At 62.1% G+C, this 6390-nt stretch carries 4 protein-coding genes; 2 read left to right on the forward strand and 2 right to left on the reverse strand.

The window, feature by feature from the left end; all coding sequences use genetic code 11:
* Positions 1-162: 162 nt before the first annotated feature.
* Entirely contained in the window at positions 163-1887 is a 1725-nt protein-coding gene (locus BM338_RS20775) for an ATP-binding cassette domain-containing protein (RefSeq protein WP_090454568.1), read from the reverse strand.
* Between the two features lie 352 nt (positions 1888-2239).
* Positions 2240-3229 carry a phosphoenolpyruvate carboxykinase (ATP) gene (locus BM338_RS20780; RefSeq protein WP_255367405.1) on the reverse strand — a complete coding sequence of 330 codons (990 nt, stop codon included), beginning with the start codon at positions 3227-3229 and terminating at the stop codon, positions 2240-2242.
* A 243-nt stretch (positions 3230-3472) separates the two neighbouring features.
* Between BM338_RS20780 and BM338_RS20785 the strand changes: the two genes are divergently transcribed.
* Together BM338_RS20785 and BM338_RS20790 are read left to right on the forward strand one after the other, a co-directional pair.
* The gene (locus tag BM338_RS20785) at positions 3473-4969 is read left to right on the forward strand and encodes a B12-binding domain-containing radical SAM protein (RefSeq protein ID WP_090454570.1); all 1497 of its coding nucleotides are present in this window, start codon (positions 3473-3475) and stop codon (positions 4967-4969) included.
* A 5-nt stretch (positions 4970-4974) separates the two neighbouring features.
* Positions 4975-6195, forward strand: coding sequence for a nucleotidyltransferase family protein (locus tag BM338_RS20790; protein ID WP_090454572.1), 1221 nt, complete (start codon positions 4975-4977; stop codon positions 6193-6195).
* The last annotated feature ends 195 nt before the right edge of the window (positions 6196-6390 follow it).

Below are 6390 nucleotides of genomic sequence, written 5' to 3' on the forward strand. Positions count from 1 at the left end.
GAGCACGCCGCCTGCTCTCAGGCCATTTCTCTTTGGTTACTTTCTCTTTGGGCCAACAAAGAGAACGTGACCCGGCTCGCGGCAGCGAGGCGGAATGCCCGCTGCATAAGCGGCCAGGTCGCAATAACCCAACATCACAGCATCAGCGATATGGAACAAGCTCTAAGGTCGCGACGCCACAGCGCATAACGAAGCCCTATAGATCGATGCCACCGGCCCACCATCAAGCGTCAATTGCTGATCCGCCACAGCGATCACCCCATGACGATGAGAGATGACCACCATGATCGTATGCGGAAGACGTCGTTTCAGCACAGCAAGCACGCTCAATTCGGCCGCCGCGTCGAGCGCGCTAGTGGCTTCGTCCAGCAAGGCCAGATAGGGCTGGCGCAACAACACCTGTGCCAGCAGCAGCCGTTGCAGCTCGCCGCCGGACATGCGGCTCGACGCATCGTGCAACGCCATATCAAGCCCATCAGACGATCGCGCCAGGCGTTCATCGAGACCGACATCCGCGAGCACACTGCGCAATCGATCTTCCGTCGCCTCGGGCGCGGCCCACAGCAGACATTCGCGCACCGTGCGCTGCCATGGGCGCACGCTTTGGCTGACGTACGCACCGTCCCTGACCCGCTCGCAGTAATCATCGAAGTCGATGGTGTGCCCGGCAACCCGCGCGCTGAACGCCTGCGGCGCCATCATGCCGGCGAGAACATCAGTCAGACTGCTCTTGCCGATACCGGAATCGCCATAGACCAGGGTCAGCTCGCCAGGCTTCAGCACCAGGCCGCTGACTACCACGCCCGCGGATGGCGGCGTCACGCGCAGGGTGTCGATATGCAATGTGTCGCGGGACACTGGACGTCTTGCCGCTACGTGGGCACCGGACGCTTCCACGTCCATAAAACGCTGCCAGAGTTCGAGCGCCGAACCGGCCGTGCGCAACTGCTGAAAACTCTGCCGCGTGGAGGCCAGATAGGGCAGCAGTCGCCCGAGCAGCAAACACACCGCGATAAGCGATGCCTGCTCTACGCCGCCCCAGCGCTGGGCGAGCACGAAGATAAGCACGATGCCGCACGCCGCCAGCACTTCCACCACCAGGCGCCCCGACGCCACGAGTTCCAGCTGGCGCCGATAACCATCGCCAAGACGCGTGGAAGTTTCTCCATAACTCGCCTTCTCCGCCTCTTCGCGACCAAACGAACGCACATGACGCAACCGGCGGGGAAAATCCTCGCTATGCCAGAACAGGCTGGTCATATCGGCAACATACTGTCGGCTCACCTGCGCCTGCTCGCGGCCAAACATGCGCGATGCCATCAGACCAACAACGGCCAGCAGCGGTACCGCGAGCACCAAAGGCGGCGACACCCACAGGGCCAGCCCCAGACTGACCATGCTTGTAAGGCCCACCACCAGCAACTGCAGTAAAGCCGCGAATCCCTGCACGGCAATCTCGACGTTATGGGTGAGCGCATTGGCGATTTCGGCCGACGTCAGATCCGCCAGTGCGCGCAGTGATGCGTCAATCAATCTGGCGTGAACCTGCTGGCGAAGACGCACGCCGTAACGGCTGACCAGCCGCGCGCCCAGGCGCGCTGTCTGCCAGCGCAACAACGCGAACACGGCGGTCACGCCCGCGAACAGCAAAGCCCGCGCGCCCCACCCACCGCGCAGATCGAGCAGACCGCCCACGAGCGGTGGCGGCAAGCCCGGCTGGATCAGCGGCACGAGACTTACCGCAGCCAAGCCACCCGCCACTGCCGCGCCGAGCGACAGCAGAAGGTAGACAGCGATTTCCGCCATGTCGCCGCGGGTGAGCGTGCGAAGCATCACGCGCAGCCATGGGTCAGGCGCGTCATGTGCGCGGGATGAGTGATCAGCCATGTTCGACTATTCCTGATTAGCGTCGAATCTCAGCTACGCGAATTCTTGGCTCCCTCCCCTGCTAGCAGGGGAGGGCTGGGGAGGGGTGAGTACTTGAGAAAGCGTTTCGGGAGAGGCTTTCTCAAGGGACTACCCCCTCCCGGCCTCCCCCTGCGAGCAGGGGAGGAGAAAGTCGCACGCAGCTGAGATTCGACGCTAATCAGGCCACTCCATAAGGGCAGCGAAATCCATGGCCGCAGAAGCCTGATATGTCGATGCAGAATGACGCACCCTCCGCCGTGGTTCGATCGCGTGAGTGCCTAACCCCACGAGGAAGGTTGCGTAGACATGGCCATCCCGGCCATGCGACAAGTCAGCCCAGCAAGGCCTGCAAGGCGTCGACGGAACGATCTGGATGGGTACCCCGACGCAGTTCGTACACGCCTAGTGCTGCAAGGCGCTGCTGGAACTCCCGCCAACCGGGCTGACCGGATGCATAGGTCTGATCGAGGATCAGCCGCGGAGCGACATCGGCGTCAGGAATGCGTGTCAGCAGGTTCTCCGGATCGTCGGCCCGCTGGCTGGAAACAAACACGGCGCCTGCCAGCTCAAGCGGCGCTGTGGCCACTGGGCCATGCCCGCACCGCAGGTCGGCCTCATGCTTTTCCACACCGCTTCGTCGGCGAATAACCGGCGCCTCGCCGATCCAGCCTTTGATCCCTGCGTCGTCGATGAAACGCAACGCCTCACCCTGCACATGCAGGAAGTTCGCTACACCAGTCGCCATCATGCTGCCCGGCTCCACGAACACGGCGTCTTCAGCCAGAAAATCGAGCCCGCCCAGCAGGCTGTGCAACGCCAGTGTCGACTTGCCCGACCCACTCGCACCCAACAGCAACAGACCCCGCCCATGCCTGCCGACGCAAGCGGCATGCAGCGGGACCAGACCAAGACCGCGGGTCGCCAGCGTAAAGACAGCAAACTCGATCAGCTCGTAGCGCACGTAATAAGGACGATCGAGCATGTCCTCGGAGGCCACCACCAGCGCCCTGCCCTGCGTCGGCGACATCACGACATAGTTGGCGGCATCCATCACACCGCACAGCAAACCGGCACCCGATTGCATGCGCACCGGTGGCGGCTCGCCCGCCAGGGGTTCCTTGCGCGCTAGCGCCAGTCGCAGTTCGACATGGAACTCCGGCGCGATGACCGGCAGCTGATGTGGCGGCAGGCCGGCATAGGCTGCTTCAACCAGGTCGAGCAACCGCGTGCTGGCACTTTCGAACCGAAAGCTTCCCCCGAGTAACTGCTTGCGCAACACGCGGCCGTCGTCACCCCGCTCAAGGAAGGGATCGGCGCCCATTACGCCCTCGGGATGGCATGAAGTTGAAGGCATGAAATGGATGACATGCGCGTCGGTCAAAGGATCGCCGCATGTGATAGCACAACGCTTCGCCAGCGGTCACTCAAATAATTTTCTTCCACAAGGCAACCCCGGCCAGACAACTTGGCACTCACGTCCAACTGAACGTTAAGCGCGGACAGCAACTGGGCAGTCCCGTTGTGCGCGTGCACCCGCCGCATGTCCCGATAAGGCTCTCCAGAGATGCTAAAGATTCAGGTCGGCCACTCCTACTATCTGCATTTCGACAAAAAACAGTGGGAGCGTGGCAAACCCTACCCGCCACTAGCCACCATCCAGGTTGCCGCCATGCTGCGGCAGCTGGGACACGACGTGGCCTTGTTCGACTCGATGCTCGCCGAGGATATGCACGAATACGAAAAGGCGGTGCGCTCGCTGCGCCCCGATGTCGTCGTGCTCTACGAGGACAACTTCAACTATCTCACCAAGATGTGCCTGGCGCGCATGCGTGAAGCTGCGTGCCAGATGATCGGCGAAGCGCGCGCCAACGGCGCTAGAGTGATCGTTGCGGGCTCCGATGCCTCCGACCAGCCGGACGTATTCCTGGCCGCCGGCGCTCAGGTCGTGCTGATCGGCGAAGGCATCGCACCATTGGTCGAGCTCGTGAAACGACTGGAGCGCGATCCCGCTATCGAAGATGCGGCGTGGACCGCCGGTATCGCAGGTGTGGCGTCCGTAGCCAACGGCCAGGCGCGCGTTGGCGCCGTGCCACCCGATCCGCGCATCGCCGGGCATCCCGCCTGGGACCTGATCGACATCGAGCGCTATCGCGCGATGTGGCAGGAGCGCCACGGCTACTTCAGCCTGAACATGGCGGCGTCTCGCGGCTGCCCTTTCCGCTGCAACTGGTGCGCCAAACCCATCTGGGGCAATCACTACAACCGGCGACCCGCGCGCGATGTCGCTGAAGAGATGACTCACCTCAAGACGGCTTTCAAACCTGACCACATCTGGCTGGCGGATGACATCTTCGGTTTCCACGTGAGTTGGGTGGAAGAATTCGCCACGCATCTGGACGACCTCGACGGCTCCGTCCCGTTCACCATTCAGACGCGCGCCGACCTGATCAGCGAACGCATGGCCGCCGCGTTGAAACGCGCGGGTTGCGCCGAGGTATGGCTGGGTGCCGAAAGTGGCAGCCAGCGCGTGCTGGACAGCATGAACAAGGGCACGAAGGTGGCCGATCTCATCGCGGCACGCGAGCGGCTGGGCAGAAATGGTATTCGCGTGGGCTTTTTCATCCAGCTGGGTTATCTCGGCGAGCAACTGGTCGACCTGCTGGCGACACGCGACCTGATCGTGCGTGCTGCGCCCGACGACATCGGTGTCAGCGTGTCCTATCCGTTGCCGGGCACGAAGTTCTACGAGCAGGTCAGATCCCAACTTGGCACCAAGACACATTGGCGGGAAAGCGACGATCTCGCCATGATGTTCCACGGCGCCTACGACTCGGAGTTCTACCGTTGTTTCCGCGACCTGCTGCACGAGCAGGTAACGCTCCAGCAGTCGCCGAGCCCGCCATCATCGAACCATGGACGACAGCAAGATCATGACCATGCACAGGCCATGATCGACGCGAGATGGAATGCCTTACTCGCCCGCGAGCACCTGCACCGCACGGAACAAGCTCTGCTCCCTCTGCCTCTGGCGGCTCCGAACAAAGCCAAGGCTATGAGTTAGCCGACATGCTGCCCCCGCTGAGAATCCTCAAGACGACCTTGCGGCGCACGACGGAAATGCTGGCCCACCAGCTCGCGAAGCCGCGTGAAGACACCCCTGATTGGAACGAACTCGAATGGCGAACGGCGATGGCGGTTGCCGCCGCGCATGGCATATCGCCACTGTTATGCACGCTTCCCCGCTGGGATGACCTGGCATGGTCGCAGTTTCTCGTTGACCAGCGCGCGCATGTCGAACATCGATGCGGGCGCATTTTCGCGCTGCTGGAACGGATCGATGCCGCAGCGTGTGCCGAGGGCGTAGCGGTGGTCCCGCTGAAAGGTTCTGCGCTGCATGCGCCAGGGCTTTACCTTCCCGGCGACCGCCCGATGGCCGATATCGATTTGCTGGTCCACGAACGCGATGCCGAAAAAGTGGGTGGCCTATTGCAGGCTCTCGGCTATGCGGAATCCTTTGCGCAATGGAAGCACCGCGTCTTCAAGCCACTGGAAGGTTCGCCACCGGCGGTACTTGGCGAACACCGCGATACACCGATCAACATCGAACTGCACACGCACATCCAGGAGCGGCTGCCGATGCATACGGTCGATATCACCGACCGCATCTATCCGAGTGAGCCGCAGCCCGGACTCAATCCCTACCCGTCAACCGCCGCCCTGTTGAGCCACCTGCTGCTGCATGCCGCGGGGAACATATGCAACAGGACGCTCCGCCTGATCCATTTGAACGATATCGCGCTATTGGCCATGCGCGTGCCGCCCAGCGAATGGGAGGCCCTTTGGGGTACCCACGCCAGCAACGACACTCCCTGGTGGGCGCTGCCACCGTTGACGTTGACGGCGCGCTATTACGGCGATGCCGTACTTGCCAAATTGCGCGACCCGTTGGAAACGCAATGCCCCGCATTGCTTCGCACTATCTCGCATCACCAGACCTTAACGCAGGTGTCCTGCTCGGAGTTGTGGTTGCATGCATTCGCTGGTGTCGAATGGTCTCGCTCGCTGGGCGAGGCGAAAAGCTATGTCACTAATCGTGTAAGGCCCTCAAAGGAGACCATGCAGGAGCGAAGCGACATGGTGCGCACACAGCTTTGGTTGCGGGATCAGCCCTGGGTTACGCAGTCGCGTGGGAGGCGCATGCTTAGGTGGCTCACCAGTGGGGCGCCTCGTATGGATACTCTTTATGTCGTGCGTGCTGCGTTGGCTTATCCCGCGGCGCTCGAATAGAGCGCACTTGGAGCCCTCTTCAGAATCTCTACGCCGGAATATGTGGCGAAGGTGCTGAGGGGTGTCCTTTGTGTTTGTTCGCGACAATCGTTGCGCTATTGCGACCTGGCCGCTTATGCAGCGGGCATTTCGGACGCCTGCCGGCGCCCGAGTCACTTTCTCTTTGCTGACCCAAAGAGAAAGTAACCAAAGAGA

The sequence above is a fragment of the Dyella sp. OK004 genome (genome assembly GCF_900114495.1).
In the GTDB taxonomy this organism is placed as follows: domain Bacteria; phylum Pseudomonadota; class Gammaproteobacteria; order Xanthomonadales; family Rhodanobacteraceae; genus Dyella_D.